This is a genomic window from Massilia terrae, assembly GCF_024753145.1.
In the GTDB taxonomy this organism is placed as follows: Bacteria; Pseudomonadota; Gammaproteobacteria; order Burkholderiales; family Burkholderiaceae_D; genus Telluria; species Telluria terrae.
In genome coordinates this window covers 1,210,341-1,226,226 of record NZ_JANUGU010000001.1, presented here as the reverse complement: position 1 = coordinate 1,226,226, position 15,886 = coordinate 1,210,341, and the positions used below count along the sequence as shown (strand labels likewise).

16 protein-coding genes are annotated in these 15,886 nt (G+C 66.1%); 8 read left to right on the top strand and 8 right to left on the bottom strand.

The genetic code is table 11. The annotated features are described in order from the left end of the window. Positions 1-95: 95 nt before the first annotated feature. Complete coding sequence (locus tag NX778_RS05280) at positions 96-1,019, bottom strand: sensor histidine kinase (protein WP_258810617.1); 924 nt, start codon at positions 1,017-1,019, stop codon at positions 96-98. Between the two features lie 187 nt (positions 1,020-1,206). Here NX778_RS05280 and queE point away from each other — a divergent pair, with 187 nt between their 5' ends. From queE to ldcA, 5 genes are all read left to right on the top strand, one after another. Then, positions 1,207-1,842 carry a 7-carboxy-7-deazaguanine synthase gene (queE, locus tag NX778_RS05275; RefSeq protein ID WP_258810616.1) on the top strand — a complete coding sequence of 212 codons (636 nt, stop codon included), beginning with the start codon at positions 1,207-1,209 and terminating at the stop codon, positions 1,840-1,842. A gap of 6 nt (positions 1,843-1,848) precedes the next feature. Beyond that, positions 1,849-2,295 (top strand): 6-carboxytetrahydropterin synthase QueD, encoded by a 447-nt coding sequence (queD, locus tag NX778_RS05270; RefSeq protein WP_258810615.1) that lies wholly within the window; start codon positions 1,849-1,851, stop codon positions 2,293-2,295. After that, positions 2,288-2,761: a tRNA adenosine(34) deaminase TadA gene (gene tadA / locus NX778_RS05265; RefSeq protein WP_258810614.1), complete on the top strand. Its 474-nt coding sequence runs from the start codon at positions 2,288-2,290 to the stop codon at positions 2,759-2,761. The genes queD and tadA overlap by 8 nt, the downstream gene beginning before the upstream one ends. A gap of 155 nt (positions 2,762-2,916) precedes the next feature. Further along, positions 2,917-3,843, top strand: coding sequence for an alpha/beta fold hydrolase (locus NX778_RS05260; RefSeq protein WP_258810613.1), 927 nt, complete (start codon positions 2,917-2,919; stop codon positions 3,841-3,843). Next, positions 3,840-4,781 carry a muramoyltetrapeptide carboxypeptidase gene (gene ldcA / locus NX778_RS05255; protein ID WP_258810612.1) on the top strand — a complete coding sequence of 314 codons (942 nt, stop codon included), beginning with the start codon at positions 3,840-3,842 and terminating at the stop codon, positions 4,779-4,781. Before NX778_RS05260 ends, ldcA begins: the two co-directional genes overlap by 4 nt. Here ldcA and NX778_RS05250 read toward each other — a convergent pair. Then, positions 4,749-5,012, bottom strand: coding sequence for a hypothetical protein (locus NX778_RS05250; RefSeq protein WP_258810611.1), 264 nt, complete (start codon positions 5,010-5,012; stop codon positions 4,749-4,751). The two genes, ldcA and NX778_RS05250, sit on opposite strands and share 33 nt — an antisense overlap. 169 nt (positions 5,013-5,181) lie before the next feature. Here NX778_RS05250 and NX778_RS05245 point away from each other — a divergent pair, with 169 nt between their 5' ends. The 3 genes from NX778_RS05245 (at position 5,182) to nadC (ending at position 8,933) form a co-directional block, all read left to right on the top strand. Continuing rightward, complete coding sequence (locus NX778_RS05245; RefSeq protein WP_258810610.1) at positions 5,182-6,783, top strand: ABC-F family ATPase; 1,602 nt, start codon at positions 5,182-5,184, stop codon at positions 6,781-6,783. 153 nt (positions 6,784-6,936) lie between these two features. Further along, positions 6,937-8,070 carry a quinolinate synthase NadA gene (nadA, locus tag NX778_RS05240; RefSeq protein WP_258810609.1) on the top strand — a complete coding sequence of 378 codons (1,134 nt, stop codon included), beginning with the start codon at positions 6,937-6,939 and terminating at the stop codon, positions 8,068-8,070. Further along, positions 8,067-8,933, top strand: coding sequence for a carboxylating nicotinate-nucleotide diphosphorylase (nadC, locus tag NX778_RS05235; RefSeq protein WP_258810608.1), 867 nt, complete (start codon positions 8,067-8,069; stop codon positions 8,931-8,933). The genes nadA and nadC overlap by 4 nt, the downstream gene beginning before the upstream one ends. Before the next feature lie 84 nt (positions 8,934-9,017). Here nadC and NX778_RS05230 read toward each other — a convergent pair whose 3' ends face one another. The 6 genes from NX778_RS05230 to NX778_RS05205 form a co-directional block, all read right to left on the bottom strand. Then, a complete protein-coding gene (locus NX778_RS05230) occupies positions 9,018-10,067 on the bottom strand; it encodes an alpha/beta fold hydrolase (RefSeq protein ID WP_258810607.1) in 1,050 nt (349 codons plus the stop codon). A gap of 38 nt (positions 10,068-10,105) precedes the next feature. Beyond that, complete coding sequence (locus tag NX778_RS05225) at positions 10,106-10,960, bottom strand: NAD-dependent protein deacetylase (RefSeq protein ID WP_258810606.1); 855 nt, start codon at positions 10,958-10,960, stop codon at positions 10,106-10,108. Positions 10,961-11,041: 81 nt separating this feature from the next. Then, on the bottom strand, positions 11,042-11,944 hold the full coding sequence (locus tag NX778_RS05220) for a DMT family transporter (RefSeq protein ID WP_258810605.1): 903 nt from the start codon (positions 11,942-11,944) through the stop codon (positions 11,042-11,044). A 137-nt stretch (positions 11,945-12,081) separates the two neighbouring features. Then, the gene (gene nadB, locus NX778_RS05215; protein ID WP_258810604.1) at positions 12,082-13,710 is read right to left on the bottom strand and encodes an L-aspartate oxidase; all 1,629 of its coding nucleotides are present in this window, start codon (positions 13,708-13,710) and stop codon (positions 12,082-12,084) included. A gap of 105 nt (positions 13,711-13,815) precedes the next feature. Continuing rightward, positions 13,816-14,598, bottom strand: a complete 783-nt coding sequence (locus NX778_RS05210; RefSeq protein ID WP_258810603.1) for a hydrolase 1, exosortase A system-associated — start codon at positions 14,596-14,598, stop codon at positions 13,816-13,818. Next, positions 14,595-15,431, bottom strand: coding sequence for a hydrolase 2, exosortase A system-associated (locus tag NX778_RS05205; protein WP_258810602.1), 837 nt, complete (start codon positions 15,429-15,431; stop codon positions 14,595-14,597). Before NX778_RS05205 ends, NX778_RS05210 begins: the two co-directional genes overlap by 4 nt. Between the last annotated feature and the right edge of the window lie 455 nt (positions 15,432-15,886).

The following is a 15,886-nucleotide window of genomic DNA, read 5'->3' as shown; positions in this document are numbered from 1 at the left end:
CCTTGTGTGGGTGCTCTTGACTGCTGACAAGTCGGATTTTGCTACCCACCAATGGCCCAACGCTTGATTTTCAGCAAGGAAGAGCAGGGTCGCCTTCAGCGCGCCACGCTTTCATGCGCGAGGGGTAGGGCGACGGCCAGCAAGGTGCCTTCGCGCGCGCCGCTTTCGACCATGAATTGTCCGCCCGCCGCGCTGATGCGCTGGCGCAGGCCGGACAGGCCGCTTCCATACGTGGCCGGATCGGCGTTCATGCCGATGCCGTTGTCCTGGATGTCGAGCGCGACACTGCCGTCGACGCAGCGCAGGCTCACCCGCACCAGCGAGGCGTGCGAATGGCGCGCCGCATTCGACAGGGCTTCCTGCACGATGCGATACAGCACCACATCGAGCAGCGGTTCGCGCTGGGCGGCCTCGATGGCGCTGTCCTCCGCAGCGTATTCGCAGGTGATGCCGGACAGCCGCGCAAACTCGCGCACCTGCCGTTGCAAGGCGCCGCGCAGGCCTTCGCCAAGTGCGAGCGGGCGCAGGTTGTTGATGGCCGTGCGCAGTGCGCGCAGCGCGGCGTCCAGGGAACTGCCGAGATGGGCCAGCTTGTCGTTGGCCGCCGTGTGCAACCCCTTGGTGGCGACCTGCAGCAAGGACACGTCAATCCGCGCCGTGAGCAGCGTCTGGCCCAGGTCGTCGTGGAGGTCGCGTGCGATGCGCCCGCGTTCATCATCGCGCACCGCCGCCTGCTGCTGGACCAGCAAGGCCATCCCATCGTGCAGCTCGGACAGGGCCAGCTCCGCCTGGCCGCGCGCCCTTTGCTCCGCGTGCAAGGCCGCCGTCGTCTCGCGCAGCCGGCTTTCCGCCGCGCGGCAGCGGCGCCGGAGCACGCAGCAGGCTGTCGCCAGTGTCCCGATCCACAGCAAGGTCACGCCCGCCGCAGCCTCCACTTGCCATGCGGCCGCCGCGGCGTCGCCTGCGCTGATGCAGAATAGGGCGGCGAGACAAATGCTTCGACAGGGCGGATTGGCCATGGCATATCGTCCGACAGGAATCAGAACTTTCTCCTATCCAACATAGCGCGCTTAAGTAAATGGAATATTGTTCACAATCAAGCCATTGCACGGAGCGCTGCGCCCGGGAAAGCGCGGACCTCACCGGCGGGCGGTTCGTGCCGCCGCGCTTCCCGCGCTATAATGGAGGGTTCACGAAAGGCTTAGAGTGACTTACAGCATCAAAGAAATCTTCTACACGCTGCAGGGCGAAGGCGCGCACGCCGGGCGTCCGGCCGTGTTTTGCCGTTTCTCGGGCTGCAATTTGTGGAGCGGCCGCGAGGAAGACCGCGCCACGGCCGTTTGCACCTTCTGCGACACGGATTTCGTCGGCACCGACGGCGAGCGCGGCGGCAAGTTCCGCGACGCGCAAGCGCTGGCCGCCGAGATCGACAGCCTGTGGCCGGACACCTATGCCGCCAGCAAGTACGTCGTCTTCACCGGCGGCGAGCCGCTGCTGCAGCTGGACGCCGCATTGATCGACGCCATGCACGCGCATGGCTTCACGATCGCGATCGAAACCAATGGCACGCTGCCAGTGCCGGCGGGCGTCGACTGGATCTGCGTCAGCCCGAAGATGGGCTCGAAGCTGGTGGTGGAGAAAGGCAACGAAATCAAGGTTGTGATCCCGCAGGCGAACCAGGACCTGGCCGCCTACGAACATCTCGACTTCGACAATTTCTTCGTGCAGCCGATGGACGGCCCGCTGGCCCAGCAGAATACGCGCCTGGCCATCGAGACCTGCCGCCGCAACCCCAAGTGGAAGCTCAGCCTCCAGACCCACAAACTGCTCCAGATTCCCTGATTTGCCATGCTGACCATTACCCGCAAACTCGAGTTCGATGCCGGCCACCGCATCCCGGACCACAAGAGCCAGTGCCGCAACCTGCACGGGCACCGCTACACGCTCGAGATCACGCTGATCGGCGAAGTCATCAACGCTGAAGGCAATTCCGACAACGGCATGATCATGGATTTTTCGGACATCAAGGCGCTCGCCAAGGAACACCTGGTGGACGTGTGGGACCACGCCTTCCTCGTGTACGAAAAAGACGATAAAGTGCGTGAATTCCTGGCCAGCCTTCCGGGCCACAAGACGGTCGTCATCGACCGCATCCCGACGGTCGAGAACCTGGCCCAGGTCGCTTTTGGCATCCTGAAGAACGCCTACACCGACCGCTTCGGCACCGGCCTGCGCCTGCACAAGCTGGTGCTGCACGAAACCCCCAACTGCTGGGCCGAGATCACGGATGCGTGACGAAGCCTTCATGGCGCTCGCCCTCGACCAGGCACGCCTGGCCTGGGCCGCCGGCGAGGTGCCGGTCGGCGCCGTCGTCGTGCGCGATGGCGAAGTGATCGCTGCCGGCTTCAACCAGCCGATCGGCAGCCATGACCCCACCGCCCACGCCGAGATCGTCGCCCTGCGCGCGGCCGCGGAAAAACTGGGCAACTACCGCCTGCCGGGATGTGAGCTGTACGTCACGCTGGAGCCCTGCGCGATGTGTTCGGGCGCCATGATGCATGCGCGGCTCGCCCGCGTGGTCTACGCCGCGCAGGACCCGAAGACCGGCGTGTGCGGCTCGGTGCTCGACCTGTTCCAGCACGGCCAGCTCAACCATCACACGGAAGTGGTCGGCGGCGTCCTGGCCGACGAAGCGAGCGCCATGCTCAAGGACTTTTTCTCAGAGCGCCGCGCCGCCGCGCGCCGTCCCGCCGAGGGCTGATCCGCCTGGCGCCCGTGCGAGCGCCGCCGCGATGCCGAAAATGCTATGCTGGTTTCATGAGGACGCCCCCGGGCGTGGAAACCATATTTGCATTACCCAACCGTAGTCCGGTGTGCGCGGCCGATGGCGACCGCAGCCACGCCGTGCCCGCCGCCATGCCTACTCTGACAGCCAACGGCATTCGCCTCGCCTTCGACACCACGGGCGACCCCAAGAGCGTTCCTCTGCTGCTCATCCATGACCTCGGCATGCAGTACACCGCCTGGCCCGAGGAATACGTCGAAGGGCTCGCCGACCTCGGTTTCTACGTCATCCGCTTCGACAACCGCGACTGCGGCCTGTCCACCAAGTTTGAGCAATCGGGCACGCCCAGTCTCAAGCTGGCGTGGCTCAAGGCACGCGTGGGCTGGCCGGTCTCGGTGCCGTACACGCTGGACGACATGGCGGACGATGCGCTCGGCGTGCTGTCGGTACTGGGCGTGGCGCGTGCCCACGTGGTCGGCGTGTCGATGGGCGGCATGATCGGGCAGGTGCTGGCGGCGCGCCATCCGGAACGCGTGCTGTCGCTGACTTCCATCATGGCCAGCAGCGGACGGCGCGGCCTGCCGAAACCGAGCGCCGCACTGCGCAAGCTCTTGCTGCGCGCGCTGGTCAAGCCCGATGATTTCGATAGCGCCGTCGACCAGGCCGTGGCGGTGCTGCGCATGATCGGCAGCCCGGCCTATCCGACGCCGGAAAAACTCCTGCGCCGCAAGGTTGCACGTATGCTGCGCCGTAATTGCTGCCCCGGCGGCACCGCGCGCCAGTGCCTGGCGATCGTTGCGTCCGGCGACCGCAGCGAGCTGATCTCGACCATCGTTGTGCCCACGCTGGTCATCCACGGCGCTGCCGACGTCGTGCTGCCGCTGGCCTGCGGCATCGACACGGCCGGCATCGTGCCCGGGGCGCGGCTGGAAGTGATCGAAGGGATGGGGCATGACCTGCCGCTGCAGCTGGCCGAGCGCATCCTTGCCTTGATTGACGAACATGCCCACGGTAAGATGGCGCCGGACTCATCACCCCGGCTTTTCGTCAAACAGTGACACTACCAAACATCGGATTGGCCATCGCGGCCACGGGCGGCGCTGCGCCGGATAACGCCGCCGTCGAGCGCGGCATCGCGAGGCTGCGCGAGCAGGGCGTCACCGTCCACAATTACTACGACCACGCACTCCTCCACCAGCGCTTCGGCGGAACGGATGAATCCCGCCTCGCGCAATTGCACGCGGCGATTGCGGATCCGGACGTGCAAGTCGTGATGGCCCTGCGTGGCCAATACGGCATCACCCGCCTGATGCCGCAGATCGATTTCAAGGCCATCGCCGACAGCGGCAAGATCGTGGTTGGTTATTCGGACCTGACGGCGCTTCACATGGGCCTATTTGCCAAGACGGGCGCGCTCAGTTACGCCGGCCCGATGATCTGCAACGACTTCTCGGACGAGGAGTGGAACGAGTACACCCAGCAGCAGTTCTGGTCCTGTCTGGCCGGGCCGACGCATACGGTGCGCGGCGCGGCGAGCGGCAATCCGGTGGTCGAAGAGGAGGGCACGATCTGGGGCGGCAACCTGGCGATGCTGGTGTCGCTGCTCGGCACCGAATGGTTCCCGACCATCGATGGCGGCATCCTGTTCCTGGAGGATGTGGCCGAGCATCCCTACCGCGTCGAGCGCATGCTGCTGCAGCTGATGCAGGCTGGCGTGCTGGAGCGCCAGAAAGCGATTGTGCTCGGGGATTTCTCGCGCTACAAACTCAGCCCTGCGGACAATGGCTACGATTTCGATGAAATGCTGGCTTATATGCGCGCCAAGCTGCCGGTGCCCCTACTGACTGGCTTGCCGTTTGGACACATCTCGCGTCGAGCCACAATCCCTTTCGGTGCGAAGGCGGAGTTGACCTCGGACGCGGTGGGATTTGCGTTGGCGATATATGATTACCCAACTATTGACCTAGCCGCTGAGCGCTTTGATCAGCGGCGCTAGAAGTTGCGCGAAGAGCACCGAACCGACAAGCCACATAATGATGGTATTCTTCGCGTCCGCGACGTCAGCCTTGGTCGCGTAATTCGCTTTTATCACTGCAAGGTCTTTTTCAAGCGTCGTCATGCGACTGTCAACCGCCGCGACCGCGTCCCCCAGCACGTTGACCCGACGGTCAACCGCCGTGATCATGTCGCCCAGCTTTGCCATTTCTTGCCGGTCCAGCTGATCCATTGAATCCCCCTCCGCGACAGCCTTCATTTTACGACTGCGCATGTTCGAGATCGTTGACAAGCCGCCATCCAGTGTTCGGAACTTTCAACGTGCAAGCATGTCCTTTGATTGCTTCTCCAATGGTAAAATAGCCGGTTATTCGAAAACTCCCGCTTTCAAAGGTTCCCCCGTGCTGAGTACAGCCAATATTACGATGCAGTTCGGCGCCAAGCCGCTGTTCGAGAACATTTCCGTCAAATTCGGCGAAGGCAACCGTTACGGCCTGATCGGCGCGAACGGCTGCGGCAAGTCGACCTTCATGAAGATCCTCGGCGGCGACCTCGATCCGTCGGGCGGCAACGTCATGCTCGACCCGAACGAGCGCCTGGGCAAGCTGCGCCAGGACCAGTTCGCCTACGAAGACACCCGCGTGCTGGACGTGGTGATGATGGGCCACACCGAGCTGTGGAACGCGATCAGCGAGCGCGACGCCATCTACGCCAACCCCGAAGCCACCGACGACGACTACATGAAAGCCGCCGAACTGGAAGGCAAGGTCGCGGAATATGACGGCTATTCGGCCGAGGCGCGCGCCGGCGAACTGCTGCTGGGCGTGGGCATCACCGGCGACCTGCACCAGGGCCCGATGAGCGCCGTGGCGCCGGGCTGGAAGCTGCGCGTGCTGCTGGCGCAGGCGCTGTTCTCGGATCCGGACATCCTGCTGCTGGACGAGCCGACCAACAACCTGGACATCAACACGATCCGCTGGCTGGAAGATGTGCTCAACGAGCGCAACTCGACCATGATCATCATTTCGCACGACCGCCACTTCCTGAACCAGGTGTGCACCCACGTCGCGGACATGGACTACGGCACGCTGAAGGTCTATCCGGGCAACTACGACGACTACATGGAAGCGTCGACCCAGGCCCGCAACCAGCAGCTGGCGAATAACGCCAAGGCCAAGGAGAAGGTCGCCGAACTGCAGGACTTCGTACGCCGCTTCTCGGCCAACAAATCGAAGGCGCGCCAGGCGACTTCGCGCCTCAAGCAGATCGACAAGATCAAGATCGAGGAATTCAAGCCGTCCTCGCGCGCCTATCCCTTCGTGCGTTTCGAAGGCGAGAAGAAGCTGCACCGCCTGGCGGTGGAGACCCAGGGCCTGTCGAAAGCCTACGACCACCAGATCTTCAAGAACTTCTCGATCATGGTCGAAGCGGGCGAGCGCATCGCGATCATCGGCGCCAACGGCGCGGGCAAGACCACGCTGCTGCGCTCGATCGGCAGCAGTGACATCGCCGGCCTGTCGGCCGACAGCGGCACCGTCAAGTGGGCCGAGAACGCCAATGTGGGCTATATGCCGCAGGATCCGACCGAGGAATTCGCGGACGACCTGAACCTGACCGACTGGATGGGCCGCTGGACCCAGGAAGGCGACGATGACCAGGCCGTGCGCTCGATCCTGGGCCGCCTGCTGTTCGGCGGCGACGAGGTACGCAAGTCGGTGCGCGTGCTGTCCGGTGGCGAGAAGGGCCGCATGATGTACGGGAAGCTGATGCTGGGCCGGCACAATGTGCTGCTGCTCGACGAGCCGACCAACCACATGGACATGGAATCGATCGAGTCGCTCAACATCGCGCTCGAAAAATACGCCGGCACGCTGATCTTCGTGTCGCACGACCGCGAATTCGTGTCGTCGCTGGCCACCCGCGTGCTGGAAGTGAAGGATGGCGAGGTGATCGACTTCCGGGGTAACTACGAAGAGTACCTGACCAGCCAGGGTATCAATTAATTTTTGTCGTTAGCTTTCGCACGTCGTCCCGGCGCAGGCCGGGACCCATAGACCGCGTGCCGGCACGCTCAGCATGGGTCCCGGCCTGCGCCGGGACGACGGTTTTGAGAGTGTCGTGAGTGGCCACTTCCTCAATGTGAGATCATATTCGGTATGAACATCCAACCGATCAAGACCTTCGAATACGACCGCCCGGTCGCCGGCGCCGCCTGCACGTCCGAGGCTTGGGCGCGCGTCCCTTCCGCACCCACCGCCGACGAGCGCGCCGCGCTCAAGGACCGCATCCGCTGCCTGCTCAAGGAGCGTGAGGCGGTCCTCGTCGCCCACTACTACGTCGACGCCGACCTGCAGGACCTGGCCGAGGAAACCGGCGGCTGCGTTTCCGATTCGCTCGAGATGGCGCGCTTCGGCCGCGACCATCCGGCCAAGACCCTGGTGGTCGCCGGCGTGCGCTTCATGGGCGAGACCGCCAAGATCCTCAGCCCCGAAAAAACCATCCTGATGCCGGACCTGGACGCGACCTGTTCGCTCGACCTGGGCTGCCCGGCCGATGAATTCGCGGCCTTCTGCGACCAGCATCCGGACCGCACCGTGGTCGTCTACGCCAATACCAGCGCCGCCGTGAAGGCGCGCGCCGACTGGATGGTGACCTCGTCGATCGGCCTGGACATCGTCAAGCACCTGCACGAGCAGGGCAAGAAGATCCTGTGGGCGCCGGACCGCCACCTCGGTTCCTACATCCAGAAGAAGACCGGCGCCGACATGCTGCTGTGGCAGGGCTCCTGCCTGGTGCACGACGAATTCAAGGGCATCGAACTGGACCTGCTGCGCGCCGCGCATCCGGACGCCAAGGTGCTGGTGCACCCGGAGTCGCCGGAATCGGTGGTGGCCCAGGCCGACGTGGTCGGCTCCACCACGCAGCTGATCAATGCGGCACAGACGATGGCCGCGACCACCTTCATCGTCGCCACCGACAACGGCATCCTGCACAAGATGCGGATGGCGGCGCCGGGCAAGCACTTCATCGAAGCGCCGACCGCCGGCAACAGCGCCACCTGCAAGAGCTGCGCGCACTGCCCGTGGATGGCGATGAACGGCCTGCAGAACCTGGCCGAGGTGCTCGAGAGCGGCCGCAACGAAATCCATGTCGATCCGGAGATCGGCCGCCAGGCCAAGCGCTCGATCGACCGCATGCTCGATTTCGCGGCGGCGAAGAAAGCGAAGGCGCTGCCGACCGGCGCGCTCGAACAAGAAGGCAAACTCTTTACTGGAATCGGCCCGGCATGAGCACGCTGCAAAACCCATTCGACGAATTCAACGACAAGCTGCAGGCGGCGTTCGAGCAGAACGTGCTGGCCGCGCTGCTGGAAGACGTGGGCACCGGCGACGTGACCGGCAAGCTGGTCCCGGACGACACGCGCGTGCAGGCGCGGGTGCTGGTGCGCGAGCAGGCGGTGCTGTGCGGCGCCCCGTGGTTCGAGGGCGTGATGCTGGCGGTCGACGCGAATAGCGTGATCGACTGGAAGTATGCCGAGGGCGAGCTGATGGCGGCGGACAGCGTGGCGTGCACGATCGAGGCGTCGCCACGCTCGCTGCTCACTGCGGAACGTGCGGCGCTCAACTTCCTGCAGCTCTTGTCGGGTGTGGCGACGGCGACGCGCAAATACGTCGACGTGATCGCCGGGACCAAGGCGAAGATCCTCGATACGCGCAAGACGCTGCCGGGCCTGCGCCAGGCGCAGAAGTATGCGGTGCGCGTCGGCGGCGGCGAGAACCAGCGCATGGCGCTGTATGACGGCATCCTGATCAAGGAGAACCACATTGCGGCGGCGAGGGGCATCAGCAAGGCGCTGGCGGCCGCGGATGCGCTCAATGCGGGCGTGCCGGTGCAGATCGAGGTGGAGAGCCTGGATGAGCTGCGCGAGGCCTTGGGGGCGGGCGCGACCTCGGTCCTGCTCGATAACTTCGACCTGGCCATGATGCGGGAGGCGGTCGCGATCACGCAGGGGAGGGCGCTGCTCGAGGCGTCCGGCGGGATCAACATGGATACGGTGCGCGCGATTGCGGAGACCGGGGTCGATCGGATTTCGATCGGCAGCCTGACCAAGGATGTGCGGGCGACGGACTATTCGCTGCGTGTCATCGGCTAAAAATCACCTCACCATAAAACCACGTCGTCCCCGCGCAGGCGGGGACACGATGAAGCGTTGACGGGCTGACTACTTCGGTAGCAATCAAACCCCGCTCTCACTCGCCCGCGCCAGCGCCTCCGCGCGCGCACTGCGCACCGGAATCGGCTCCCCAACCTGCGCCGCCATCGCATCGACCGCGCGCAGCACGCGCTCCATGTCGGCATAACTGGTCATGTGCCCCACACCCGGCTCCAGCTCCAGTTCCGCTTCGCGCAATTCCCGCTGCAGACGCTCCGAATTGCCGCTCGTATCGACCATCTTGTCCTGCGTCCCAGCGATCAAGGTGACCGGCACGTTCAACTCGCCGTAGCGGCGCGACAGCCTCATCGCCGACGGCGCCATCAGCGCGGCCTCGGCCGCCTGGGCCCGTAGCTGCCCGGGCCGCAACAGGAACCAGGGCGGCAACTCCTTGAAGCGTCCCGACGTTTTCTTGGGAGAGAACATTCGGCGCACCGTCAACGGCCACATCAGACGCATCAGGATCGGTGACAGGGTATATCGCATCAGGTCGCCAAAGATCGGGATCGCCGGCACCGCGGCAAGCGGCGCGTCCAGCCGCACGCTCGGGTAGTAGTAGCCCGACAGTAGCACCAGTCCGCGCACGAAATCCGGCACGTCCAGCGCCATCGACAGCGCCACCATCGAGCCCCATGAATGCCCCACCAGCAGCGCCGAATCGACGCCCAGCTCCTGCAGCGCATGGTGGATCAGCCGCGCCTGCGCCTGCGGCGTCCACAGCGTGGTGCGCGGACGCTCGCTGTAGCCGAAGCCCGGCCGATCGAAGGAAATGACGCGGTAGCGCTCGGCGGCGCGGTCGAGCAGGCCACACTTCTCGTAGTCGTCCGCCGTCAAGCCGTTGCCGTGCAAGAGGACGAGCACCGGTCCGCGCCCGCGTTCGATGTAATGCAACCGCACGCCGTCGACTTCGATGAAGCGGCCGCGCGGCGGGTGCTCCGCCTCGGACTGCTGGGTCTTGTGGCGCACGTAAAAGTAGGAGGCGGCAAGGCCGAGGCCGGCCAGTAGTGCACCGGTGCGCCAGTCAAGGTGCCGGCGCGATGTGGTCGGCAACATGCTGCGGATGTTATTTGTCACAATTGTCCCCTTCACGGTTGAACACGCAATGTGACTCTTCAGGCTCCCTGGTGGTTCAGCAGTTCCTGCACTTGCGGCAGGATTTCTTCGCTTGAGGCTTCGATCTTGAGGGACAACAAATCGTCGGCACGGGTGCGGCCCAGGTTGACGGCGGCGATCGGCTTGCCGGCCGCAGTAGCCAGGCGGCAGAAGCGGAAACCCGAGTAGACCATCAGCGACGAACCGATCACGAGCAGCGCGTCGGCGCGCGCCATCTGGTCCAGCGCTGCGGCGGTGCGTGCCGGTGGCACGTTGTCGCCGAAGAACACGACGTCTGGCGTCAAGGCGCCGCCGCAGTGCAGGCAGACGGGCAGGGTGAACGATTCCAGATCGTCCGGCTCAAGCTGGGCGTCGCCATCCGGCAAGGGCTTGGCCTGCTCGGCCGCGATGCCGGGATTGGCTGCGAGCAGTTGCTCCTGCACTTGGGCGCGGGAGAACGCACTGCGGCACTCCATGCACATGACCGCATGGATATTGCCGTGCAGTTCGAGCACGGCCCGGCTACCGGCTTGCTGGTGCAATCCGTCGACATTCTGCGTCAGCACCGAGCCAATGCGGCCTTCAGATTCCAGCGCGGCGATGGCGTGATGGCCGCGATTCGGCGTAGCGCGCGACAGCGTCGGATAGCCGACCATGCTGCGCGCCCAGTAGCGGCGCTGGACGGCTTGCGAACGCCGGAATTCCGGCCCCTGGATCGGCTGCCTGCCGCGCCGAACGCCGTCGCGGTCACGGTAATCCGGGATGCCGGACGCGGTGGACAGGCCGGCGCCGGTCAGCACCAGCGATCCGGGATGGCGCGCCAAAAAGTCCGCGAGCGTTGCCGCCTGCTCGCGCATCGTGAAACCCTGTGCCATCGTGCTTGCTTCCTCCCTCTGCTGGGATCGTATCACCCTTGCTGCCGGGACCAAAACACCTTTCCCGCGGCCACCAACTAGCTAGCCCGCGCGGGACGACCACGCGATCCCGCCGACGATCAGCAAGAAAGCGAGCGCATGGTACAGGTGCGGCGGCTCGCCGAGGAAGGCTGAGCTCAGCAGCGCAGTGAACAGCGGCGTCAGGTTGATGAAGAAGGCGCCGATGTTGGGGCCTGCTCGCATCACGCCCGCGCCCCAGCAGCGCATCGCGAGGATCGCGGGGCCGATCGCCACATAGGTCAGCGCAGCCACGACCGGCCAGCTCCAGGCGATGTGCACGCCGACAGTCCCCCATTCGGCGCCGGCCAGCGCGGCCGACCACAGCACGCCGTAGCCCACTTGCGCGGTGAGGAAGGCGGCCCAGTCGGCGCGCAAAGCCGGGACGTCTTTCTGCTGGAGCAGCAGCCAGCTGTAGAAGGACCAGGCGATGGTCGCAAGGATCATGTACAGGTCGCCGACCACGAGGCGCAAGGCCGCCAGCTGCTGCCAGTCGCCGCGGCACAGCACCACCAGTACGCCGGCGATCGAGAGCACGGCGCCGGTGACCTGGCGGCGGCGGATCGGGACACCGAAGAACAGGTGGCCGACCAGCATCATCCAGACCGGCATGCCGGAGGCGACCAGCGTGACGTTGATCGGCGTGGAGGTTTGCAGCGCGAGGTATTGCAGCGAGTTGTACAGGCCGACGCCGAGCAGGCCGAGCAGGGCGTAGCGGCGCCAGTTGGCCAGCACGCCGCTGCCTTTGACGAAGGCGGCGCGGCCAAGCGGCAGCAGGATCAGCAGGGCGATGGTCCAGCGCAGCAGGTTGAGCGTCATCGGCGGCACCGCCGCGCGCACCAGGCGGCCGACGACGGCGTTGCCGGCCCACAGGATGGGCGAGGCGGTGAGCAGGGCGGCGGTGGAGAGGCTGAGTTTGCGGGTCATTTGCAGAAAACAGTCCGTCGTTCCCGTGAAAACGGGAACCCCATTTCGTATGCATCTCCGCCGGCGCATGAGCAAACACTGTGCGACGGAATGGGATTCCCGCGTGCGCGGGAACGACGTTCTCTCTTCATGACGCGCTAACGACGCGGCGGCGTCAGCACGGACGGCAGCGCCTTCGGCAGCGTATCCGGATAGTCGCGCGAGTAATGCAGCCCACGGCTCTCGCGGCGCGACAGCGCGCTGTTCACGATCAGCTCCGCGACCACGACCAGGTTGCGCAGCTCGAGCAGGTCCGGCGTGATCCGGAAGTTGCGGTAATACTCGTCGATCTCGTCCTTGAGCAGGCCGATGCGGTGCTGCGCGCGTTCCAGGCGCTTGGTGGTGCGCACGATGCCGACGTAGTTCCACATGAAGCGGCGCAGCTCGTCCCAGTTGTGGGCGATGACCACTTCCTCGTCGGCATTGGTGACGCGGCTCTCGTCCCAGCCCGGCAGCTCCTGCACGCCCATGGGCGCGGCTGCGGCGATGTGCTGCGCGCAGGCGCGGCCGACCACCAGGCATTCGAGCAGCGAGTTGCTGGCCAGGCGGTTGGCGCCGTGCAGGCCGGTGCAAGCCGTCTCGCCGACCGCGTACAGGCCCTGGATGTCGGTGCGTCCGGCCAGGTCGGTCACCACGCCGCCGCAGGTGAAGTGCACGGCGGGCACCACCGGGATCGGCTGCCTGGTGATGTCGATGCCCAGTTCCAGGCAGCGCGCGTAAATGGTCGGGAAGTGCTCCTGGATGAACTCCGGCGGCTGGTGGCTGATGTCGAGATGGACGTAGTCGAGGCCGCGCTTCTTCATCTCGAAGTCGATGGCGCGGGCGACCACGTCGCGCGGGGCCAGTTCGCCGCGCTCGTCGTGGGCCGGCATGAAACGGGTGCCGGCCGCGCTGCCGGCTTCCGGCGGCAGCTTGAGCAGGCCGCCTTCGCCGCGCACCGCTTCGCTGATCAGGAAGGACTTGGCATAGGGGTGGTACAGGCAGGTCGGGTGGAACTGGATGAATTCCATGTTCGACACGCGGCAGCCGGCGCGCCACGCCATCGCGATGCCGTCGCCGGTGGCGGTGTCGGGATTGGTGGTGTACAGGTAGACCTTGCCGGCGCCGCCGGTGGCCAGCACGGTGTGGTCCGCTTCGAAGGTGAGCACTTCGCCGGTGCGCGTATCCTGCACGTACAGGCCGTGGCAGCGCGGCTGGCCGACCAGGTGCGGCGCGCCGCCTTGTACGCCTTTGCCGGTCAGCTTGTCGGAGGTGATGACGTCGATCGCGCAGTGGTGCTCGAACAGGGCGATGTTGGGGTGGGCGCGCACCTTCTGTTCCAGCGTCACCTGCACCGCGTGGCCGGTGGCGTCGGCGGCGTGGATGATGCGGCGCTGGCTGTGGCCGCCCTCGCGCGTCAGGTGGAAGCCCAGTTCGGCGCTGGCGTCGCGGGTGAAGGGCACGCCTTGCGCGATCAGCCATTCGATCGCTTCGCGGCCGTGTTCGACGATGTAGCGGGTCGCGGTCTCGTCGCACAGGCCGGCGCCGGCGACCAGGGTATCGGCCACGTGTTCGGCATGACTGTCGCCGGAATCGAGCACGGCGGCGATGCCGCCTTGCGCCCAGTTGCTGGCGCCATCGAGGAGTTCGCGTTTGGAGACAACCGCGACCTTGCGGGTTTCGGCCAGGTGCAGGGCCACCGACAGGCCGGCCAGGCCACTGCCGACGATGGCAACGTCAAATTTCATGATGCGGGCTTGAGGTTGGGCGAAGCCAACACTATAGACCATTTGGCCAGACGGCGCTCAGGGAAGGACCAGCCGATCAGCTGGCTGATCGGTTGCGGCGCCGGCCTACCAGGACGTGATCCAGCTGGCGGTTGCCTGGGCGACGGATGCGCGCCAGGCTTTGCTGGCGAATTCGTGGTTGGCCTGGGCCACTTCGACGCTGCGCAGGGCTGGGTGGTGGCGCAGCAGCACCTGCGCGAAGTGGCGCGCCGCGAGGTCTTCGCCCCCGAGCACCAGCATCGAGCGTCCGCCGAAGTGGGCCAGGCTGTCGGCGATGCGGCGCGGCAGTGCGGTGCGCTCCACGCCGGCGGCGGCCTGGAGGCTGCGGCGCAGCGGGCCGTTGGGGCTGCTGCGGCCGACCTTGCGCCAGAATGACACCTCGCCCAGCTGGGCCAGGTAGTGATGGTGCAGCACTGGCCCATCGCCGGCTTCGCAGCCGGGCAGGGGATTGAGCAGCACGACGGCGCAGACGCGCGGATCGAGCGGCGCGTACAGGGCTGCCGCCAGTGCCGCGTCGCCCAGGCCGAGAATGACAGATTCTTTCATTTCGGGCAGCTGAATGAAAAATTCTTTCATCGCGGCCCGGACGTCGTCTTCGATGGCGTCGAAGGCGCGCGGCTCGCCGTCGGCATCGCCCATGCCACGGCGGTCAAAGCGCATGACCGGCACGCCGCGCGGGGCCAGCATGCGCGAGAGCAGGGTGAACTGGCGATGGCCGCCCACCCGGTATTGCTCGCTGTCCGCCAACAGCAGCACGCCGCGCGCGAGGGGCCGCTCGGGCACGTCGACCACGCCGACCAGGCTGCTGCCGGCGCAGCCGAAGCGCAACGCGCGCTGCTCGATATTCATGGATCGCTCCGGAACACCGCGCTGGTCGCCTCCAGCAGGGCCGGACATTCGGTGACCGCCGGCGCGTTCCACGAAGCCGGACCGGCCACCGGATGGAAGTGCACCTGCACGCCGTCGCGCGCCCAGACCGCGGCCAGCCGCGCGACGTTGGCGGTGACGCGGGCCGGGGCCGGCGCCGGATCGGCAAACCAGTGCACCGTGCAGGGCGGCAGGCGCAGCTGGTCGGCCTCGCACTCGTCGATGGCCTTGACCAGCGGGATGGCCACTTCATAGCCGCCTACCTCGATATGGCCGTGGACCGCCAGCCGCGCGCGCAGCGCGGCCGTGCTGCGGGCGCCGTCCTCCGGCTGCGTTTCCAGCCGCAGGCGCAGGAACTGGTTGATGCAGTTGCGCCCGCTGGTGAATGGCTGCCACAGGATGAGGCCGGCAGGGCGCAGTTCGCGTGCGCAGTCGAGGGCGAGCAGGCCGCCCAGGCGCACGCCCCACAGGTGCAAGGGGCCACCGCCCGCGCGTTCGGCCAGCCAGGCTGCGGCGATGGACAGGTCGGACTTCCACAGCTCCCAGCGGCCCGAGTAAAAGTCGCCGCAGCTGTCGCCGCAGCCGAACAGGTCGAACTGCAGCACCGCGAAGCCGAGCGCCGCGAAGGCGCGCGACTGCAGCGAGGCCAGGCGCCTGGTCTTGTTGAGCTCTTCGGCGAACGGGTGCACATAAAGAATGGCGCCGCGCGGCTGCACATGCGGGTTGGGCGCATGGTAGACCGAAAAGCGGGTGCCCGGTTCGGCATCGAAGAAAAATGGTTCCACGCGCGGCGTGGACAGCAGCGGTGCATTCATGGCGCTTGCGTCTCCTGCACGATTCAGGTGAACGATCATGCTTTTGTCTGATTAGACTCCCGCACCATGGGCCCGCTTTGACGGGCCGCAAGCGTATCCCGGAGCAGTTTTTTGAGCGGTCGCAATGATCGTTCCAAGCTTTTTCCCAATCATGTTTCTTTGCCTCAAGCATTTCTGGAGGGAAGATGAACCGAAGAAATTCGAGGTGGGCGCAATGAGCGGCCTGTGCGGCTGGTTCTCGCGTGAACCGTCGGCCCTGCCGATCGCGCAAATGGCGGCGCCCCTGATCCGCTTCAGCCAGGCGCCACTGCGCACCGGCGCCCACAGCCTGGGCGCGGTGGCGCTCGCGGGCGGGCTGGACGCGGGCAGCCTGTATCACGAGGACGGCTTGCTGATCGCGCACTGGGGCGAGCGCGTCGATGCGCTGGCGCGCTTGTGGCGGGCGCATGGGGCCC